The 18,427-nt window shown below is 41.0% G+C and carries 18 protein-coding genes; 5 read left to right on the plus strand and 13 right to left on the minus strand.

Annotation, left to right across the window (positions count from 1 at the left end; translation table 11 throughout):
• Positions 1-61: 61 nt before the first annotated feature.
• The 5 genes from LQ201_RS23585 to LQ201_RS23605 all read right to left on the minus strand — a co-directional run bounded on the left by LQ201_RS23585 (position 62) and on the right by LQ201_RS23605 (position 7,258).
• Positions 62-307: a hypothetical protein gene (locus LQ201_RS23585; RefSeq protein ID WP_230146119.1), complete on the minus strand. Its 246-nt coding sequence runs from the start codon at positions 305-307 to the stop codon at positions 62-64.
• Positions 308-313: 6 nt separating this feature from the next.
• Positions 314-484 (minus strand): hypothetical protein, encoded by a 171-nt coding sequence (locus LQ201_RS23590; protein WP_230146120.1) that lies wholly within the window; start codon positions 482-484, stop codon positions 314-316.
• Between the two features lie 513 nt (positions 485-997).
• Positions 998-2,431 carry a RagB/SusD family nutrient uptake outer membrane protein gene (locus LQ201_RS23595; RefSeq protein WP_230146121.1) on the minus strand — a complete coding sequence of 478 codons (1,434 nt, stop codon included), beginning with the start codon at positions 2,429-2,431 and terminating at the stop codon, positions 998-1,000.
• A 19-nt stretch (positions 2,432-2,450) separates the two neighbouring features.
• Entirely contained in the window at positions 2,451-5,981 is a 3,531-nt protein-coding gene (locus tag LQ201_RS23600; protein ID WP_371823066.1) for a SusC/RagA family TonB-linked outer membrane protein, read from the minus strand.
• Between the two features lie 116 nt (positions 5,982-6,097).
• On the minus strand, positions 6,098-7,258 hold the full coding sequence (locus tag LQ201_RS23605; protein WP_230146123.1) for a FecR family protein: 1,161 nt from the start codon (positions 7,256-7,258) through the stop codon (positions 6,098-6,100).
• Positions 7,259-7,439: 181 nt separating this feature from the next.
• Here LQ201_RS23605 and LQ201_RS23610 point away from each other — a divergent pair, with 181 nt between their 5' ends.
• From LQ201_RS23610 to LQ201_RS25750, 4 genes are all read left to right on the plus strand, one after another.
• Entirely contained in the window at positions 7,440-8,036 is a 597-nt protein-coding gene (locus LQ201_RS23610; RefSeq protein WP_230146124.1) for an RNA polymerase sigma factor, read from the plus strand.
• A 356-nt stretch (positions 8,037-8,392) separates the two neighbouring features.
• The gene (locus LQ201_RS23615; protein ID WP_230146125.1) at positions 8,393-8,566 is read left to right on the plus strand and encodes a hypothetical protein; all 174 of its coding nucleotides are present in this window, start codon (positions 8,393-8,395) and stop codon (positions 8,564-8,566) included.
• Between the two features lie 229 nt (positions 8,567-8,795).
• On the plus strand, positions 8,796-9,401 hold the full coding sequence (locus tag LQ201_RS23620; RefSeq protein WP_230146701.1) for a hypothetical protein: 606 nt from the start codon (positions 8,796-8,798) through the stop codon (positions 9,399-9,401).
• 119 nt (positions 9,402-9,520) lie between these two features.
• Positions 9,521-9,709, plus strand: coding sequence for a DUF5694 domain-containing protein (locus tag LQ201_RS25750; RefSeq protein WP_230146127.1), 189 nt, complete (start codon positions 9,521-9,523; stop codon positions 9,707-9,709).
• Positions 9,710-9,841: 132 nt separating this feature from the next.
• On the opposite strand, the gene LQ201_RS23625 is transcribed toward LQ201_RS25750, so the two are convergent.
• From LQ201_RS23625 to LQ201_RS23635, 3 genes are read right to left on the minus strand one after another with little or no spacing between them, the layout of a single operon-like run.
• A complete protein-coding gene (locus tag LQ201_RS23625; RefSeq protein ID WP_215130350.1) occupies positions 9,842-10,114 on the minus strand; it encodes a UBP-type zinc finger domain-containing protein in 273 nt (90 codons plus the stop codon).
• A gap of 2 nt (positions 10,115-10,116) precedes the next feature.
• Positions 10,117-11,361 (minus strand): NAD(P)/FAD-dependent oxidoreductase, encoded by a 1,245-nt coding sequence (locus LQ201_RS23630; RefSeq protein ID WP_230146128.1) that lies wholly within the window; start codon positions 11,359-11,361, stop codon positions 10,117-10,119.
• Positions 11,362-11,369: 8 nt separating this feature from the next.
• Entirely contained in the window at positions 11,370-11,702 is a 333-nt protein-coding gene (locus LQ201_RS23635) for a phosphoribosylpyrophosphate synthetase (RefSeq protein WP_230146129.1), read from the minus strand.
• 250 nt (positions 11,703-11,952) lie between these two features.
• Between LQ201_RS23635 and LQ201_RS23640 the strand changes: the two genes are divergently transcribed.
• Positions 11,953-12,132 carry a hypothetical protein gene (locus LQ201_RS23640; RefSeq protein ID WP_215130458.1) on the plus strand — a complete coding sequence of 60 codons (180 nt, stop codon included), beginning with the start codon at positions 11,953-11,955 and terminating at the stop codon, positions 12,130-12,132.
• 112 nt (positions 12,133-12,244) lie between these two features.
• Here the strand turns inward: LQ201_RS23640 and LQ201_RS23645 are convergent, their stop codons facing one another.
• The 5 genes from LQ201_RS23645 to LQ201_RS23665 all read right to left on the minus strand — a co-directional run bounded on the left by LQ201_RS23645 (position 12,245) and on the right by LQ201_RS23665 (position 18,427).
• Positions 12,245-13,933: a sigma-54-dependent Fis family transcriptional regulator gene (locus LQ201_RS23645; protein ID WP_230146130.1), complete on the minus strand. Its 1,689-nt coding sequence runs from the start codon at positions 13,931-13,933 to the stop codon at positions 12,245-12,247.
• A gap of 412 nt (positions 13,934-14,345) precedes the next feature.
• Positions 14,346-15,314, minus strand: a complete 969-nt coding sequence (locus LQ201_RS23650) for an alpha/beta fold hydrolase (RefSeq protein WP_230146702.1) — start codon at positions 15,312-15,314, stop codon at positions 14,346-14,348.
• Between the two features lie 889 nt (positions 15,315-16,203).
• Complete coding sequence (locus tag LQ201_RS23655) at positions 16,204-17,151, minus strand: D-2-hydroxyacid dehydrogenase family protein (protein WP_230146132.1); 948 nt, start codon at positions 17,149-17,151, stop codon at positions 16,204-16,206.
• Positions 17,152-17,186: 35 nt separating this feature from the next.
• On the minus strand, positions 17,187-17,804 hold the full coding sequence (locus LQ201_RS23660; protein ID WP_230146133.1) for a TMEM175 family protein: 618 nt from the start codon (positions 17,802-17,804) through the stop codon (positions 17,187-17,189).
• 8 nt (positions 17,805-17,812) lie between these two features.
• On the minus strand, positions 17,813-18,427 hold the full coding sequence (locus LQ201_RS23665) for an alpha/beta hydrolase (protein WP_230146134.1): 615 nt from the start codon (positions 18,425-18,427) through the stop codon (positions 17,813-17,815).

Genomic DNA, 18,427 nt, shown 5'->3' on the forward strand with positions numbered 1-18,427 from the left:
AGTCAACTTGGAAAGCTAACCCAGAGTTGCACAGCCACTTTACCTTAACGGCTAAGCTTTGCTAGGCGTGCCCTATAGCCTCATCCCAGCCTTCATGAGCCTGTATGCCTTCGCGGACTGCATGCAATGCCGGAAGATCCAGTTCACAGCCCTGGCTTTCGCATCGGGCATGATCTCTCTCATCCAATTGAATAGTGCCGATTACCTGGCCGTTTTCTGATATTTCATACCGGGCATTTCCCAAAGGGCGGATGTCGTAAAACCTACCCTTATCCTCTACTGCCACTTCTATTCTGAACTGTTCCATTTTCTGTTATTGATTAGGTATATTATTGCTTTCTTCTGCCGGCTTGTCATTAATTGTCTGATCCTGCTGGAATCTGGGGTCCAGTTCGTCGGTCTCTGCGGTGATGGCAGGATCCAGGAGAACCTTTTGCTCTCCCGTTTCTTTTTTCGGCTGTTCACGATCTCCTGTGGTTTCCATAGTGCTTTTTATGGTTCAACAATTTATTCTGCGAAAGGTTCGGGGCAGCGCTGATTTATATTTTGCTATTAGGAGATCAGTGTGCTTTGGTTTGGGTATTTATAATGTATGGCGATATAAAGATAATCATGCAATTACATATGAATTTTAAGTCTCAATGATTTTTCTAAAAGTCAAATTGAGCCTTGACCCCATCGGTCTGGTTGATTTTTGCAATCCTATGGTCCCGCATGGTCTGTAGATCTCCTTTCATCAGGAGCAGCGAACCATGTTCAAGCCTGACGGTATGTTTTTCAGCGTGATGCGTTTTCCAGCGAATGTAAATACACCATTTGATCAACTGGGTGACCTATAGAAGGCATTGATCAGTTACCAATAGTGGTCATGCAGGGGACGTCTATGTGCGAAACGCCAAAGAAAAACACAAAAAACAACAAGGCTACAATGATCCATTGCAGCCTTGTGATATGAAATAACGGTCTCAATCTATAAGAGATTGGTGTATCGACCCGCTCAATAACCTGGGTTCTGTCTTAAATTCGGGTTGAGCTGAATTTCTCTGGTGGGTATAGGATATAATGCTAATGTTGGCACTACATTTCCAATTAAACCGTTTGCCGATACATAATTGGTTTTATGGGCCTGCATTACATTGACCATTATCCCCCATCTGATCAAATCGAACCATCTCTCCCCTTCAAAGCAAAGCTCTACCCTTCTTTCATGCTGGATAGCAATTCTTGCATCAGCCAGGGATAGTCCAGATTTAGCAGTTAGGTTAGCGCGCGTACGGACCAGGTTTAGTTGCGTAAGTGCCTGCGGGGTTTTACCATTTTCGTTTAAAGCTTCGGCATATAATAAAACGATATCGCTGTAGCGTAAAACCGGCCAGTCATTATCTCCTTCACTATTGGCACCAACGCTCTGGTATACAAACTTTTTAGCATAATAATACACCAAAGTCCCTGCACTATATACGCCAATTGCCGTATTTAAGCGATTGTCCCCTGCTTCAAAACTATCATATAAATCTTTTGTCCCACTGTTGTTACTGTTACCGGTTACAGCAGTAATTGTTGTGCCCGATGGTTGCGGCACGAAGCTTCTTGCAAAAGTATTTCCCTCGCCAAAACCGCCGCCAAGATATTGAACGGAGAAAAGTATATCTCTGTTATTATCTTTTCCCAATCCGAAAATCTGATCGTAAGGCAATAAAGTACCTGCACTTGCAGCCACCGTTGCCAAAATGCTTTCAGCTTGGGTAAATTTACTTTGGAACATATAAACTTTACCCAGCAGTCCATTGGCGGCAATACTTGTAGCGCGGCCAATATCAGTACCGGTATAATTTGCAGGCAGTAATGCAGCAGCTTCCGTTAAATCCTTTTCTATCTGGGCATAAACAGCATCAGCAGTTGCCCTGTTGTAGGTATAGGCCTGTTGTTCTGAGGTAATCTCATTCAATACCAACGGAACCCCACCAAACATCCTAACTAAATTAAAATACATCAAAGCACGAAGAAACTTTGCCTGCCCAATATAGGCATTACGGTTAGCGGTAGTCATCGGTGGTGCAGCAACATGGTCAAGAACAATATTGGCATAAGCGATGGTTGCATAGAACCTGCCCCATGCATTTTGTAAATTGGTAGAATTGGCAGTCCAGGTTAGCTTATCCTGTTCACCGTAAAGCACTTCGCTCTCTCCATAAGTCTGGGCATTATCTGAAGGAAGTTCGCCAAAACCATATTGTTCATTATAAATAGGGCGCAGACTACTGTAAGCCCCCGTAAGGGCCGATTTTATATCAATCTCGGTGGTGTAAAAAGTATTTACAGGAACTATTCCTTTAGGTGTTAATTCTACAAAGGATTTTTTGCAGGAAGTAATGGCCATGCTTAAGATAAGCACGGATATACTGCATATGATGATTTTATTAATTTTCATGATCATTTTATTAGTGCGGTTAAAAGCCAAAATTGATACCTAAAATAAATGTGCGTGCAGTAGGATATGTACCCTGATCTACGCCAGGTGTTGTAGGATCTCCCCCCATAATGTTCGCCTCAGGGTTATAACCAGAATATTTAGTTATCAGAAATGGGTTTTGAGCAGTTACATAAAACCTTGCAGACTGGATAGATAGCTTACGCAATAAATTATCACTAAGCCTGTAACCCAAGGTAATGTTTCTAACACGTAAGTATGAACCGTTTTCGACAGCTAAATTGGTCAATGCAGGTCCTGGCAATGCTCCGGTAGCTATAGGACTGGCATAAAGCACGTCCCTGTCAGGAAATGCAGGATCATAATAATTATTAAAATATTTAGCCAATGAGTTCTGGTTGTGATTACCCGTAATGGTTTGCCTGTTGTTACCATTAATAATATTCACCTCTTGCACACCCTGAACTAAAATACTCAGATCGAAGTTTTTATATTGGAAACTATTGGTCAGTCCATAGGTAAAATCCGGTAATCCATGCCCTAATTCAGTTACATCACTGGCATCAACCTTTCCATCTCCATTCTGATCTTTGATAATTGGATCTCCGATATTATTACCCGAGGTAGCTTTTGCATTATTGGCCAGATCGGCGGCATTTTTGAACACACCAACAATCTCATAGCCATACATAATACCCAAAGGATCACCAACTTTAACCTGATACACATTGTTCCAGCCATTGATAGCCCTTACCGCAGGCAATGCGCTAGGCCCACCTAGATCCAGTACTTTTGTTTTGTAAGTAGAAAAATTGGCGTTGGCAGTCCAGGTTACCGGCCCAAGCTTAAAGTTGGTATTGGCCGTAAACTCAAAACCTTTATTTTGAAGCTTACCCAAGTTGGCCTGGTAAGTTGAGTTGTAAACACTCGATTGCAATGATGATGTATAACCAATAGCTAAGGGCAAGGCTTTGTTAAGCAACATTCCGTTAGAGTTACGGACAAAATAATCGAAAGTTAAAACGATTTTATTCTGCAATAGGCCGATGTCAGTTCCAATACTGGTCTGGTCATTTTTCTCCCAGGTTAAATCAGGATTGGCAAAGCCAGTTTGCTGTGTACCAAAAATCCTTGAATTACCCGAGGCATAGTTACGGTTTAAGGCGATTGAATTTATGTAAGTAAAACTACCGATATTGGCATTGCCCGTACGGCCATAACCACCCCTTAATTTAAACTCATTGATACCTATTTTCAGTAACGATTCCTTCAAAAAAGGTTCTTCGGCAAGCCTCCAGCCCATTGAGAAAGATGGAAAAACGGCAAACTTATTATTTGAACCAAAACGGGATGAACCATCCTGGCGTACCGCAGCGGTGAACAGGTATTTCTTATTGTAATCGTAAGTAAACCTGCCTGCGTATGAAACAAAGGTATTAGCATCAAAAAGCTCGGTACCAACCGTATTTGGTGAAGCTAAGGGACTCTGAACAGAAGTAGTGATAAAAGTACCCGGCAAACCCGCAGTATAATTGATTTGCGATTCATATTTCTGAGCGGAAAACAATCCTAATAGGTTAAAATGATGCTTCCCGATCTGTTTATCATAAGTTGCCGTGTTCTCCCAAACCCAATCGAAACTATTTCGTACATTATCTGAGGCAAAAATACCGGCCAACTGGGGATTCGCTCCTGATGCTGTAGGTGCAGAACTGTATGCCATTGTACCCGGAATATAACCATGAACCTGTTCGTTTTCCAAAGTTGCACCAATGTATGTTTTAACTTTTAAACCCGTAATCGGTGTATATTCTAAAAAAGCATTGCTTAAAGTCCTAAAAGCTCTCGACCGGTTAACAGATAGGCTAAGAATGCCCACCGGATTATAGAAATTGGATGCTGAGAATACAGCTGTTGGAGAAAGATTATAGTTTAATTCCCTGTCGTAGGGTTGCGCAAAATCACCATTGGCCCGATATACCGGCACAATTGGTTGAAAAGTTAAGGCCTGGTTAAGCGGGCTGGGCAAATTCAGATCTGCAAGCAGTCCCGGTACACCAATAATAAAATCATTTGGATTTGCTCCCGCACCACTGGCCTGACCTGAAGATGGCTGTCTGTACTGCTCTGAAAATGACGGAGAAACTGAAAAGCCAAACTTTACGTTTTTAACAATGTCTGCATCAAGATTTAAACGGGTATTGTATCTTGTATACTCAGTACCGATTAAAACACCCTTTTGTTTAAACACCCCTGCAGAAGCACTAAAACGAACTTTTTCGCTACCACCGGATGCATTAAATTCGAAGCTGCGTATTGGCGCAGTTCTGAAGATTTCTTTTTGCCAATCTACATCAGGGAGTGCTGAGATGTCACCATCCAAAATTGCCGGATACTGCAAATTTTTAATCCGACTTAAGGCTTTTACCTGTTGCACATACTGCTCTTTGCCTAAAACATCAATATACTTATTTACTTCTTGTATACCCGAATAGGCTGAAACCGAAAACACCGTTTTCCCTGCCTTTCCTCTTTTGGTTGTAACAATAACAACTCCATTTGCCGCCCTTGAACCATAAATAGCAGCCGATGCGGCATCTTTTAGTACTTCCACCGATTCTATATCACTGGGATTGATCAGGTTAAAGTTTGCAGCAGTCTCCAGTGGATAACCATCTACGACATAAAGCGGATCATTCGATGAGCTAAGTGAACTTACCCCACGTACCCTGATGGTTGGGGCCGCACCTGGTTTGCCACCCTGATCAGATTGTACCTGCACACCGGCAGCAAGTCCTGCCAAAGCTTCACCCGGAGTACTGACCGGTTGGTTTCCTATATTCTTACCTTCTACCTTTGTAATTGATGAGGTAACAGTAGTGCGCGACTGTGTTCCGTAACCTACCACAACTACATCACCGAGTGATTGCGGCGTATCGGCCATGGTCACATTAATTATTGTTCTGCTACCTACACTTATTTCCTGGCTTACCATCCCGATAAAGGAAAACACCAAGACGGATTTCTGATCAGCTACTTTAATGGAATAGGCCCCGCCATTATCAGAAACCACCCCGGTCTTGGTCCCCTTTACCAGTACGCTAACACCTGGCAAACCTACTCCCTTCGCATCGGTAATCATGCCACTTACCAAAATAACCTGTAGTGGGCGTTTCACAACCTGGATCTTTTTCTTAATTACAATAGTTGAATTATCGCCAAATACCATTTCTACGGACTGGCTGGAAAAACAGGCTTCCAAAACCTGTTGAAGCGGTGTTTTTTTGAATCTTACAGTAACCGGGGCAGAACCACTGATCACATTTGCATCACAGATAAAATTGTATCCGGTCTGCCTGGTCAATTGATTCAGAACTTCCCGTAGCGGGGCGTCTTTAACATTTATGCTCACCTGCTGGGCAAAACTCCCGGCACTGGCGTGTAAAAAGGCGACCATTATCAAAATGACTGTAAGTCTCATAACTCGAAGGATTTTTTGCGTATAGCAAGAGATATCCCCGCACTGAAGTGCAGTAAAAATTTTATACATTTGGTTAGGATTAAATAGTTGTTGTTTGAATGATTGTTGCGATCCAAATTAGTTTTACACTAATCAATTCCGGGAGTGGTCTCAAGCACTTCCGGTTTTTGGATCTGCTAAAGTATTTATCTTACTATAACGATGATCCTCCTTTCTTCAGTTACAAACCGAACTTTATCTGTTAATTCAATATTTCTAAGAAGGCTTTTAAGACCTTTTGAGCGCGAATAATTTCCATCAAAATTAACTCCCGATACATCACCTTTATATTCAACATCTACATCATACCACCGTGATATCTTTTTCATGATCGAGCTGATGTTTTCATTATTGAAAATAAACATATCATTTTTCCAGGCCATTACCTCTTCCAGGTCCGCAGGCACAACCTTTAAGTTATTCTGCAGGTCATTGACAGCCATCTGTCCAGGTTTGATCAGAATTGATGACTTTTTGTAATTAATTTTTACAGACCCTTCAAGTAGGGTGGTCATAATATCCCCCTCACCGCTGAAAGCAGTAATATTGAAATGTGTACCTAGAACCTCTACTACCTGTTTTCCATTCACATCAACCTTGAAAGGCATTTCTCTGTTCTTTGCTACTTCAAAATAGGCTTCCCCGGTAAGAAGAACCTTACGCTCCCCACCAGCAAATACTGTGGGAAAGCTTAACGATGAGGAAGAATTCAGCCATACCCGGGTACCATCGGGAAGGGTGATATCATATTTACCGCCCCGCGGAATGGTAATCTTGTTCAGAACACCATTTTTTTGGTTTACGCCATTGGAAGAAACGATGAGTCCATTGCCTGATTTGGAGATCGCAGTATTTCCATGCTTGCTGATCACACCGTTTGCAGAGCCATCGAGTTTAATGCTTTCACCGGTCGACAACGTTAATACTGCATTTGCCGAACCTGGTAATATATCTTTGTCCTTGGCTTCCTTCTTTTTGACAAGTACGGTACCTTGTTTAGATTTTTCTGTTTTAAAAACACCCCTCCCCAAATAAATTACCAGTAAGAGCGATGCTGCTAATGCTGCTGCAGCCTGCCAGCTTAGGCCTCTGATGCCAAAGAAGGTTTTTGCCGGTGACTGCGCGCTGATACTGTGATGAAGCCTTGTTCTTAAGATTTTACCTAAACGCTCCTCTTCTCCTGCTGTAACGGAAAGGCCTGAAAGCCCTTGAGCATCTTGATAAGCCAAAAGCGTAGTTTCTTCTTCGGGCGTAATTGTTCCGTTCAGGTATTTCTCACAAAGGGAAAGATATTGGTCTTCTGTCATACCGGGCAAGTAGGGTTTAAATTTGGTCCTTTAATATATAGACACGGATTGTGATTGCCACACACATAAAAAAAATAAAAAAATTAAAGTTTAATAAAACAAGCTGTTCAGAGTCGAATATCATAGTGTGCAGCGATTTTTTATTTCGATTTTAAATCATAGCTTTATTTGAAACAAACTTATGCCAACCAGCGATCATACGGACCCCGAATTATTGCAGCTTATACTTTTAGATGATGAAAAAGCATTCAACGCCCTGTTTGATCGCTATTGGTCGAAAGTGTATGCAGTGTGTTACCGGTATGTCAAAGACGAGGAAGCGGCGCTTGAGATTACCCATGATATATTCCTTAACATCTGGAAGAGAAGGCATGAGTTGAATATCGGCTCATTTAAGAACTATGTACTCACCAGTGCCAGTTACCGTGGGATCAGAAAAAAACAGGAGCTAAAAGCAGTGCCCATAAATTATATCGAGGATTACAGCCAGAATGAACATACTTTTGCGCTGGGTAATCTTTCAACCACCAATAAAGGAGAAGAAAAAATTGGGCAAGAAGAATTCGATGAAAAGATTATGTTAATGCTCAACGAACTGCCAAAAAGGTGCCGGGAGATTTACCTGCTGAGCAGAAAGGAAAACCTGAGTATCATTGAGATTGCCGTGAAACTGAATATTTCAAAACGCACAGTGGAGAACCAACTTACTACTGCCTTAAAACACCTGAGGCAATACCTCAAATATTCAGGGATTCTTTTGATTCTGATGCAAAGATAGACGCATGGCGCTCTGGCTATATATTGATTAAGAGTGTTTCTTCACTTTATTCACAGATGAGCTAATTTGGTGCAAAGAAGAATCCAGAACAGCCAAGGCTGTTCTGGAAAAAAACTTACTGATTCCTAGTGAATATTTTATCTTTCATTGTCCTATATTCAAGAAATCAATATAATAAATTATTTAGATCTGAATCTTAAAGTTGCTTTTGCGTAAAGTCAAATTATATAAACCTGACTTTTTTAGTAGAAATGTCAGTTAAAAGAAATAATAGTGTCATCAGTAATGTTTCCAGTATCATTGGATTAGTTTTTGCCTAGACTTAGGTAACTTATTATTCGAAGATTACTCCTATTATGAAAAAGGCATTCCCATATATTCTGGCTACAGCGATCTCCATTATTGCTATTTTTTCTTCTTTTAAACTAGCTGATCCAGAGCTGGGTATTTCTACGGCATTACTAACCTGGACTGGCTGCCTTTGGATCATATCTACAAGTAGAAAAAATAACCGTTGTCTCTCCAGGTAAAGATCCAACTAAAATAAAGGCAATCTGAGATGAAAATGTTAAACGTTTAACTTATTGGCAAACGGATCTAATGCTCAGTTGATCGATTTGGCACTAGTGACTAACGCCACAAATAAAACATCATTTTGCAAAAAAAATAATCAGTATTTTCGATATCAAAAAGCCAGGCCTATAGAAAACCAGAAATCTGGAATCGGTCCCCAAACCGCATCCAGTTTTAAAAATGCGTATGAACATTTTCAGGTTACCTTGCTCACTCTTCTTTATCACCATCATTCTTGTCAATTGCAATAACAAAATTGCCGAGCAATGGGACGAGGTAACCGTTAATCATTCGCTTTCCAAGGATAAAACCTTTGCTCAAATGGGCTTACAGCCGGAGATAATGCCTTATCCCGGGCAGGACAGCACACTAAAGCGCAGCAGCGAAGTAGCTTTTTTGGTCAGGGAAGGCCCGAGCCGGCAAGATCCACCAGGTACCAAGGACAATAACTGCGAAGCCTTCTTTATGGGCACAGATACCCTGCACATCCACATTGGCCTTAACGGACTTTTGGGCGGATCTGGATTCAGAATCAAATACCACAACAACCGCTTTTATACTGAAGGCTACCGCTATTCTGATATGGTCTATCAGGGAAAAGTGGATGAGCCATTACATTGGGTAGTTTATCAAAAACTTAGCCTTGACAAATCCAGTTATAACATCGGGGACAGCCTTTATGGTTATATTGATTTTAAAGCCATGGAACGGAATGAAATTGGTGATACCCTCACCTACAGCGGTCACGGTAAATTCCGCACCAGCGTTATCAAAAAACAGATTATATTCTGATTGATTACGATCTGCTGTTCACCGATATTATTTTATTCGGCTCAAGGTGGCTCCGTTGACTAATCTACGCAGAAATGAAAAATGAAACTGAATCTTAACACTTAATCAATAAGTTAGAAATGCTTTCCAAGATACATTGGTGGCTAATGAGAAATGAAGGGATGTGCAACAACGTACTGAACCGTTCAAAAGAGAAAGGAGTTAAGCGGGTTGTTGTAATGGCCGGAGCAAACCATCGCAAATATATGCAGGACATTTTCGAAAAGATGCCCGGGGTAATTGTCAGAAACATTAATGAGGTCAAATAGTTTTACCGGAAAACAGTGGGACGAATGTACCATGTCACCACGGAAAGCATTTCTTTTCTTAATTATTTATATCTGGCCAGGTTACCATTAATTCCATACGCTTTAACCAAAAGCCTTTTTTATAATATTCAATCAGTATTCAACCATTTCATTATCCAGAAAGCAGTACATCCACCGTTCTCCAGGTTCTGATGAGATGATAACAGGATGTTTTTCTGCCCGGCAATGATGAGACATGTGTTGCATTGGCGATGAATCACAGCATAAGGTAATGCCACAAGTTTGGCAGGTACGAAGATGCACCCAATCTGTACCTTGTTTTATACAGGTTTCACAAACACGTTCTTTTGCAGTTTTTAATTCTTTTACAGCCTCAATGTGGCTGCAGATGCTGTTGTTTTCCATAATTACAATTTTGATAAATATTGATGAACCTGAGTTACTGCCATGGCACCTTCGCCTACCGCTGATGCAACCCGCTTTACCGAATTAAACCTGACATCACCAGCAGCAAAAGAGCCCGGAACACTGGTTTCTAAATGATAAGGCGGCCGTTCCAGCTCCCAACACATCTTATATTGATCCAAACTAAGCAGATCGTTACCTGTATAAAGGTATCCATTTCTATCCCTGCAGATTGCAGTTTCAACAGCCCATTCGGTATTGGGTTTCCCACCTATACAGATGAATAATTTTGAGGTATCGTGCCATGCCTCTGTTCCATCCTGACTGTTTACAATTTTGATGCGCTGTAAATAATCATCACCTTCCAGTGCCGCTACTTCAGCATAATACAGGACATGAATATTCTTAATCGATGCTATCCGCTGAATCAGGTATTCAGATAGGGTATCTGCAAGATTACCTTTTCGGATCACCATGAAAACGCGTTTGGCAAAGCCAGAAAAATAGGTCGCAGCCTGTCCGGCAGAGTTTCCGCCGCCAACAATATAAAGGTCTTTATCCTGACAGAAAAAAGCCTCACTTGCACCAGCACCATAATAAACTCCTTTATGAAAAAACCGGTCCTCATCAGGGAGATTCAATCTGGCATACTCCACTCCTGTTGCACAAATATTTGTTTTAGCGACCAGCTTTTCGCCGGTAGCAAAATCTACATGGATTCTATTATCATAAAACGAGCCTTTGATCCCCTCCTTTAAAAGCAAAATCTCGACACCGAATTTTAGCGCTTGCTGCCTGGCCCTTTCAGCAAGGTTTGCCCCGGATATTCCTTCAGGAAAACCCAGATAATTTTCGATCAGCGAGCTGGTACCAGCCTGTCCACCAATGGCTTCACGTTCAATCAAGATAGTTTTCAGTCCCTCTGATGCAGCATAAACCGCAGCACTTAATCCCGCAGGACCAGCACCGTAAATCGACAGATCGTATTCTGCATATTTGGGTTCGGTGATCCAGCCCAGGTTACAGGCAATCTGTTCTAAGCTTGGATTTACGATCACTTTGCCATCAGGGAACTCTATTACAGGTTGCTTATCCGGATTATTAAATGAGGTAATTCCCTGGCCCCAGCCCAAATCATCATGCGTAATGTCGAACCATTCGAAATCGATAACACTTCGTTTTAAAAAATCTCTGATGGGGTAAATTTCAGGAGAATCTGGTTTACCATATAGTTTAAGTTTGTTCATGGGCAGTCCTAATCAGTTCGGGTTTTTAATTGTTTAATCACTTCATCACCGACGCTTTCAGATGAAGTTCCGTAACCGTTTACAAAGATTCCTTTTATTTTACCATCAATAGAGGAAATGGCATAAACAATCGCCTCATCATCGGGGTCAGACTCTCCTTCAAAACGATAATGTTTATCGATCAAAAATTGCTCGGGAGACGCCTGAATTGGGTTTTCTCCGCTACTTAACTGGCTACTTTTTAAATTGAAGTCGACAATATAACCCTGTTTAACGAGGGCATTTACAACTTCTGAAAGTGAAGTCATTTCTCCGATATGTTTTAAATAATCGTTATCCATAATTATTTGTTCTTTTTAAATGACGTGTTAATTTACCAAAAAACAAACCAACACACAACACACTGTAAAACAAAACTTTAAAAACAAATCAACAATAAATATTTACGATATAAAGTGAATTTATGATAAAATTCGGCATATTTATTTTTTTTAAAATATAGATGAACAAAAGATAAGCTATTCAATGTATAAAAAAGCAAAAAAGAGCGGCTTAAGCTAATTTAAATGGTTATCTTTAAATAAAAAAGCCATGATAATAGACCCAAATAAAGAAGAACTTTCTGACGATAAGGAAGATGCATTAACCAGCGAGGAAGATGCGTTAAATCAAAGTACAATTATTAGTGATGAAAGGGCCGCCGAACACGACTCGGATCTGTTGGATCAGGCAGACAAGGCCTCCCGCTCATCTTTCGAATTGGATATTTAGGCCAATCGTTATAACAGGAAAAATGGCGATATCTTTGGAAATTCCAGGAGATATCGCCATTTCAGTAAGTATGCTCAAAAGAATAAGCACGAACACTATTGTTTCAAGATGATCAATAAATGTGTTTTTTGGCCAGGCCAAGCTTTTTGATTTTCGAATTTAACGTAGTTGCCGGAACACCCAATAATTTTGCAGCGCCATGCTGACCGGAAATCCGCCCGTTACATAACGCTAATACAGTGAATATATGCTCGCGTTCATTTTCAAATATGGTTTTAACAGACCTGGCTGACGATATGGATTGTTTGTTATTCTCCGGAATTTCGATATCCTTAATCACATTACCCTCTGCCATTACCACCTGCCTTTCGATGAGGTGCTCCAATTCTCTTACATTCCCAGGCCAGCTGTAAGCCATCATCGTGGAAATTGCCTTTTTTGAAAATCCATGAAGATTTCGATTCGACTTTTTGGCGAATTTCGCCAGGAAAAAAGTAGCCAACAAAGGTATATCCGGTTTTCGATTTCGAAGTGGAGGCAATGAAACCGGAAAAACATTTAACCTGTAATATAAATCACGCCTAAACCGCCCCGCCTCCACTTCTTCTAAAAGATTTCTGTTGGTGGCCGAGATGATGCGCACATCAGTCACAATAGTTGTTTTGCCCCCAACACGTTCTATTTCTTTTTCCTGTAAAACACGAAGCAATTTAACTTGTAAATCGAGTGGTAACTCCCCAATTTCATCCAGAAAGATTGTACCCTTATGCGCTTGTTCAAACTTCCCGATCCGTCTTTCTGTAGCGCCCGTAAAGCTTCCTTTCTCATGACCAAAAAGTTCAGATTCGATTAAATTAGGTGGAATGGCGGCACAGTTGACCTTAACCATTGTTTTTTTGCTTCTTGAAGACCCATCGTGAACGGCTTTGGCGATCAGCTCTTTCCCCGTTCCGGTTTCGCCCAAAATTAAAACTGTAGTTTCGGTAGCAGAAATCCGGTTGAGCAGTCTGTAAACATCTTTCATTTCAGGGCTACAGCCAATAATTTCAGGATGTGCGAGGATTTCAGATGATTCTTTTGGCTCAAAAATCAGGTATTCAGCAAGCTGCGCACTTAGTTTTTCAATTTCCTTTTCTAACTGTTTAATTTTCTCCTCAGCAAAGGCTGATATTTCAGACCCATTTATAATTTGAGAGGCATCTGACCTTGCAAAACCAGGGCCGTTTACATTTTTTTCTTCAATTGTAGCGAGCAGTCCCGCTATGAAATCGGCAATGTTACAGCAAAAAGTCAATCCTTCCGCACTTAATTCGCGTTTTTGATTATGAAGTTCGAAAGTACCCAGTATGCGGCCGTTGTGCGTTAAAGGTATATAACAATGAAAATGATATTCTGTAGGATGGTTAGCTAAGCAATGGTTCTCGCCAAAATCAGCGATCCAGTCTTGCCTCGACTTAAGCACCGGAAAATCAAATCCCGAAATTTCTTTTGTAACAAGCGAAAGACTGGTCGGATCGGAAATAATTTCTGTACAGGATATTTTGCCTAAAATAGCCTCTGTGAGATATGCTCTTGTAATGTGGTCCATTTCATCGTTATAAAGAATCAATGCAGCACAATCAATAGAAAATAATGGATTTAGTTTAGAAAATATACCTTGAAATAGTTCCTTTAAACTAAAGTCCTTTTCTTGTTCCCCTACAATTTCTGCCCGCGCTGCAAAATAAGAATTGGCGTGAGGCTGAACATCATTGCCATAAACATTGGCTACGGAGCGATAATCTGATTCCTGCTTTCTCATTTTTTATAATTGACCTTTCCCAAAATATTTATCCGGGAATTGGATGAATGAACTTTAACGCAATCGCAAAACGAACAACACCCGGATGATTATTCATCATCACTGAGCGTTTGAGGATTGATCCGATAAGGACTTTTTTGTTAATGTTCAAACCCGCGAATTCAAAGAATATGCCAAAGGCAAGAATATGGCGTTAATGCACTGCAATCAATATCATGACCATAAATGACTCACGATATTTCGCTAAAAGGCGATTTTGGAAACGAAATATAGTAGAGAGAATGAGTGAGAAGATGATGGGATGAAGATTACCACAAGGCAGTATTATATTTGGTTATTTTTACCCAGACGCTAAACCAACGGTGTTAATAGTGGATATCCGCAAAGTTATGTGCAGATATCCACCAATTGGTTATTCTTTAATGAATTTGATCAGTTCTTCACTGAACTTATCTTTTTCTTCGAGAAAAGAGGCATGACCGCTTTTATCAAAGGTTACGAGTTTAGAACCCACGATTCCTTTATTCATTTGTTGCGCTAAGGCATAGGCTACAATGTGATCGTCTTTTGCATGCATGATTAAAGTTGGGACTTTGATTTTTGCCAGATCAGCCCTCAAATCTTCATCTCTCAGCGAAATAAGTGCCTGCTCCATTGCATAGGCTGATGATTGAAGTTCAATAGAATATAACCACTGGCCAATGCCTGGCGACAGTGAACTAGGCGTTAGCGCAAATTTAGCCCCTACAGCAGCTAATAATGCCGGGCGATCTGAATTATTAAGTGCTACCCATTGGCTGATATCATCTTTGGTAAACAATGGGTAAGGATAATCGGCGGTTTTAGTGTGACGGGGGGCTGCTGCCGAGAACAGACCAAGTTTTTTAATATGTGCACCTTTGTATTTGGCTACATAATGTAACACTATTGCGCCACCCATGGAATGTCCGCCGATTACAGCGTCCTTAATGTCCATTTGATCTAAAACACTTTTAATATCATCCGCAAACTGATCATAGTCATATTTACCAAATGGCTTATCAGACTGACCAAAGCCTCTTAAAGTAATCCCAATTGCCCGATAACCGGCCTTAACCAAGGCATGGTACTGATACTCCCAGGATGCATCGCTTAATGGGTAACCATGGATCAGCACCACTGCCGGACCATTGCCTAAATCAGTTACATGCAGTTTTACATTTGGCGCAACCTCATAGTATTCTTTTCTTCCTTCGGTAGCTGCTGTTGTTTGTTTTTCTTCTTTGCTTTCTTTAGACTGTTCCTTACATGAGCCTAAACCAATTGCTGAAACGAATAAAGTGACCGCAATGAGTTGATTGTACTTCATCATAATTTGTTTGTATTTTAAATAATTGATCATGCCACTATTTTTAGTGGTCATCTCTTATCATTCAAAACAAAAGCCACCATGCAATTACCTGATTATTAAATAAATAACAAAATAATACACATTTCAAGCTTACCTTATTTCGTTAATTTATGATTCGGTTATTTTTTGTGGTTAGGAAATAAATCTCAAGAAGATGTGACCCTGAGGGTTAATTTATTGTATAAAAGCCAATTAAATAACTGATTTTTTTTGCAAATGTTAGATTACGGGGGCCGTCATTCCCAACTTGATTGGGAACCGCGGAGTGCTCATGAATGCCTATAAAAAAAAGGAAAAACTTATGAATAATCGTAATACAAGCGCTTTAAGATTCCCGCCTGCGCGGGAAAGACGGACCACTCTATTGGAGTCCGTCCATAGCAGCGTAGCCGAAGGGCTTATTTGCGATTATAAATTCAAGAAGTCTTCGACTACGCTACCATTGACGTTATTTTACAAATAATTACTAATCAACACCTTAATTACTTTCGCATTTCCATCCAGCTAAGCCATAGCACGGTATCCCCGTTCTACTTAAATCGGCCTAACAAATTTTTGGGAATCCACAGGCCAAGCCCATGCAGAAACTTCAATACAAAAATTTTCAGCCGACACTTTTGTTTTTTCACGGGCTTTTATGTTTTCAACGGCATTCAAGCTAGCTACGCTGGTCTTTTGGTGCCAAAAGAAAAAGGCCTGTCCGGCCAGGACGAATAAAACACCCCGTCCTGCGGACACCCCTCTAAAAGAGGGGAATTATATACCGACTGATATTTCAACGTCATTTATATTGATCTTTATGAAATAAATTACCCCCTCAGAGTGACAAATGAGGCACTTAATTTATTCGTGTCAGATGGTAACATCTGAAACTATGGAACTAATTTTTTGGATGTTGAGGAATCCAGTCCAGCAAAACCTTAATAATATCATTAAAAAAAAGGTTATAAGTATCCTGGGTAACGAAGCCGATATGCGGCGTAGCCAGTACATTGTTCAATTTTCTGAAAGGATGGCCTTCATCGAGTGGTTCTTTATCAAAAACATCTAAAGCCGCTCCGGCGATCTTATTTTCTTCGAGGCTTTTGATCAATGCATCTTCATCAACCAATGGCCCTCTGGAAGTATTGATCAGGTAGGCAGTAGACTTCATCAGTGCTAAGTCTTCGGCACCCACAATGCCTTTACTCCTATCACTCAGCACCATGTGAACGGTTAGATAATCAGATTCCTGGAATAAAGTTTTTTTGTCTACATACCTGGCACCGCCAGCTATCGCTTTTTCAGGCGTTAAATTTTCACTCCAGGCAATGGTATCCATATCAAAAACTTTTGCCACGGCAGCAACCTGTGCACCCAAATTCCCAAGTCCTAATATGCCAAGGGTTTTCCCTTTTAAATCGTTACCCACCATATGCTGCCAGCCACCAGCACGCAGATTGGCATTTTCTTGTGGAATGTGTTTCGCGATGGCCATTAAGAGTGCCCAGGTAAGCTCTAAAGCGCCGTGACCTAAATAACCTGTATTGCGCACTTCAATTTGTAATTTTTCAGCTGCAGCAACATCAATGGAACGGTTTCTGGCACCTGTAGAAACGATCAGTTTCAGGTTGGGCAGCTGCATGAGTAAAGCAGCGCTTAATGGAGTGCGCTCGCGCATGACACAAATGATATCAAAAGGGATTAAGCGTGCTACAAGTTCATCCTCCCCATGAAGATGATCGGTAAATACCTTAATATCGGCATGTTCGGCAAGTACCGTCCAATCGGCAAATGATTTCGCTACATCCTGGTAATCATCAAGTACCGCAATTTTATATTTCGACATATTTTATAAATTTAAATCCTTTGCAATTACAACCACTATGTTTGGATAAAGTTAATTTTCTTTGATGATACCGCCCAGAATATCCAAAGCAAAACACAGATCAGCAAAGCGGGATCGGGATAAAAGAACGAAAGGACAAAAGCGATTAAGTAGGTCGGGAATCCATACAGATAGTTGTTTCTGAGCTGCATAATGGCAGCATCACTTATTCCGGGACGCAACAGTTTTTTATCCGAGGTAGCCTGTTGCCAAAGCAGGTTGAAAGCCAGATTAATCAGAACGAACAGTCCGGTGTAAATGGTAACTGAAAGCTGCTTGGAATCTGTTAGAAAAAACCTGGCCAGTAGTGCGCTGGGAAAAGAAACAAGCGAAACCAGGAACAGTATGAGTCCGTTGGCAAACATCAGCCCCGTGTTTCGTTTGTAAATCTGTTTAAAAACTTTATGGTGGTTAACCCAGATAATAAAAATGCTAAAAAAGGAAATGACAAAAGCGACATAGCCCGGCCACTGCAGTTTTAATTGCTCCAGCAAATGAATGGAAGTGTCGCCGTTTTTTATCTCGGGCACATGAAGTTCGAGCACCAGGAGTGTTACTGATATGGCGAAAACTCCATCGCTAAAAGCCTCTATTCTTTCTGTTTCCTTTTCCATTCGCTCCGTTAACCGTTAAAAATCAGCTTATTTACCTGTGCAATTTCTGAATGACTGATGGTATGCCCCATGTTTTGGTAAATAATCTCGGTAACCTCTGCGCCCATACCTTCGAGTAAAGCAGTTGATTCTTTAACCCTCGATACCGGAACGTGCATATCGGGATCGCTGCTGCCGATAAAAACAGGAGTACCGTCGAAGTCGCCATGATAATTGCGGTGATCCACCTGTTCGCCGATAAGGCCACCTGTGAAAGCCACCACACCACCATAACGGGCAGCATTGCTTGCAACAAAATCAAGGGTTAAACAGGCGCCCTGAGAAAAACCTAAAAAGTAGATCTGCTCTTTTGTAAAACCTTCTTTTCCCAGATCAATTACAATATCGTTTATTGTTTTTAGCGCATTGGAAAGTGAAGGCTCGTTAGCTGCCCGTGGCGCCAAAAATGATTGAGGGTACCAGGTATTATTTTCCGCCTGCGGGGCGATCAATGCAAATTTTGAAACCTCCAGGTATTCTGCCATTGATAATATATCCTGGGCAGTTCCTCCACGACCGTGGATCATGATCAGCACTTTTCCTGCCTGATCAAGGCTTTTTCCAGCTTTTATAATTTCTTTCAT

The sequence above is a fragment of the Pedobacter sp. Bi126 genome (assembly GCF_918698245.1).
GTDB lineage: Bacteria > Bacteroidota > Bacteroidia > Sphingobacteriales > Sphingobacteriaceae > Pedobacter.

Excerpts from the sequence above, each read along its gene's own strand:
- LQ201_RS23605 (WP_230146123.1), bottom strand. The coding sequence starts at position 7,258 with ATGACAGAAGACCAATATCTTTCCCTTTGTGAGAAATACCTGAACGGA.
- LQ201_RS23595 (WP_230146121.1), bottom strand. The coding sequence starts at position 2,431 with ATGAAAATTAATAAAATCATCATATGCAGTATATCCGTGCTTATCTTA.
- LQ201_RS23585 (WP_230146119.1), bottom strand. The coding sequence starts at position 307 with ATGGAACAGTTCAGAATAGAAGTGGCAGTAGAGGATAAGGGTAGGTTT.
- LQ201_RS23650 (WP_230146702.1), bottom strand. The coding sequence starts at position 15,314 with ATGATCAATTATTTAAAATACAAACAAATTATGATGAAGTACAATCAA.
- LQ201_RS23625 (WP_215130350.1), bottom strand. The coding sequence starts at position 10,114 with ATGGAAAACAACAGCATCTGCAGCCACATTGAGGCTGTAAAAGAATTA.
- LQ201_RS23610 (WP_230146124.1), top strand. The coding sequence starts at position 7,440 with ATGCCAACCAGCGATCATACGGACCCCGAATTATTGCAGCTTATACTT.
- LQ201_RS23620 (WP_230146701.1), top strand. The coding sequence starts at position 8,796 with ATGAACATTTTCAGGTTACCTTGCTCACTCTTCTTTATCACCATCATT.
- LQ201_RS23590 (WP_230146120.1), bottom strand. The coding sequence starts at position 484 with ATGGAAACCACAGGAGATCGTGAACAGCCGAAAAAAGAAACGGGAGAG.
- LQ201_RS23615 (WP_230146125.1), top strand. The coding sequence starts at position 8,393 with ATGAAAAAGGCATTCCCATATATTCTGGCTACAGCGATCTCCATTATT.
- LQ201_RS23655 (WP_230146132.1), bottom strand. The coding sequence starts at position 17,151 with ATGTCGAAATATAAAATTGCGGTACTTGATGATTACCAGGATGTAGCG.
- LQ201_RS23645 (WP_230146130.1), bottom strand. The coding sequence starts at position 13,933 with ATGAGAAAGCAGGAATCAGATTATCGCTCCGTAGCCAATGTTTATGGC.
- LQ201_RS23665 (WP_230146134.1), bottom strand. The coding sequence starts at position 18,427 with ATGAAAGAAATTATAAAAGCTGGAAAAAGCCTTGATCAGGCAGGAAAA.
- LQ201_RS23635 (WP_230146129.1), bottom strand. The coding sequence starts at position 11,702 with ATGGATAACGATTATTTAAAACATATCGGAGAAATGACTTCACTTTCA.
- LQ201_RS23640 (WP_215130458.1), top strand. The coding sequence starts at position 11,953 with ATGATAATAGACCCAAATAAAGAAGAACTTTCTGACGATAAGGAAGAT.
- LQ201_RS23660 (WP_230146133.1), bottom strand. The coding sequence starts at position 17,804 with ATGGAAAAGGAAACAGAAAGAATAGAGGCTTTTAGCGATGGAGTTTTC.
- LQ201_RS23600 (WP_371823066.1), bottom strand. The coding sequence starts at position 5,981 with ATGTATAAAATTTTTACTGCACTTCAGTGCGGGGATATCTCTTGCTAT.
- LQ201_RS23630 (WP_230146128.1), bottom strand. The coding sequence starts at position 11,361 with ATGAACAAACTTAAACTATATGGTAAACCAGATTCTCCTGAAATTTAC.
- LQ201_RS25750 (WP_230146127.1), top strand. The coding sequence starts at position 9,521 with ATGCTTTCCAAGATACATTGGTGGCTAATGAGAAATGAAGGGATGTGC.